Here is an 865-nt window from a genome sequence, read left to right as displayed (position 1 = left end):
AGAGCATGTTTAAATTTTGAAAAAGGGTATCGGTTGCTTAAATTGTAAGTGACCAAACCTATAATCTAATGCAAACTCAGTTTACTGAATTAACCGATACCCAGTGGCAAGTTATTGAAGAAATCTTAAATGAACATAGAAAACGTAAACATAATTTAAGGGAAATAATCAATGGTATATTAGAAATACTTAGAACAGGAACACAATGGAGGAATCTAAATCATCCAAAGTTATCGTGGCAAATAATCTATTATTACTTTCGGAAATGGAGTGTTAATGGGACATTAAGCAGAATAAATAGTGAGTTGAATAAAAAAGAAAGACAGCGACAAAGTAAACAAAAAACGCCTAGTTTATTGTGTATTGATAGTCAATCCGTTAAATCTGTCCCTTTTTCAGTAGAAGATAAGGGCATAGATGGTAATAAATATGTTAATGGAAGAAAGAGGCATATTATTGTCGACACTCTTGGTTTAATTTGGGGTGTAGTGGTGCATGCAGCCGATATTCACGATGGGGTGAAAGCCCATCTATTAGTAGAACATTGTATAGGATATTTAGAGAGAATGAGAAAAATACTCGTAGATGATGCTTATAAAAAAGTATTCTATAGTTGGGTTCAGGATAATATTATTGGTCTAGAAGTGGAGTTCGCCTCTAAACCACCAACTAATAAAGGCTTTGTGCCTGTTAAATGGAGATGGGTTAATGAGCGTACTTTTGGATGGCTAAATTTCTTTCGTAGACACTCAAAAGACTATGAAAAGACTGCAAAAAGTGCTGAAGCATGGCTTTTATGGGCTAATTGCCAAATAATCCTCAATAGATTATAAAAAACAACAAATTTAATTTTTAGACATGCTCT

General features: G+C 33.4%; 1 protein-coding gene. It reads left to right on the top strand.

The features are described 5' to 3' along the window. The first annotated feature begins 68 nt into the window (after nt 1-68). Entirely contained in the window at nt 69-833 is a 765-nt protein-coding gene (locus tag WAA15_RS24480) for an IS5 family transposase (protein ID WP_337045478.1), read from the top strand. The last annotated feature ends 32 nt before the right edge of the window (nt 834-865 follow it).

This window comes from Emticicia sp. 17c, assembly GCF_037153985.1.
Lineage (GTDB): Bacteria > Bacteroidota > Bacteroidia > Cytophagales > Spirosomataceae > Emticicia.
This window is presented reverse-complemented; position numbering and strand designations above follow the sequence as displayed.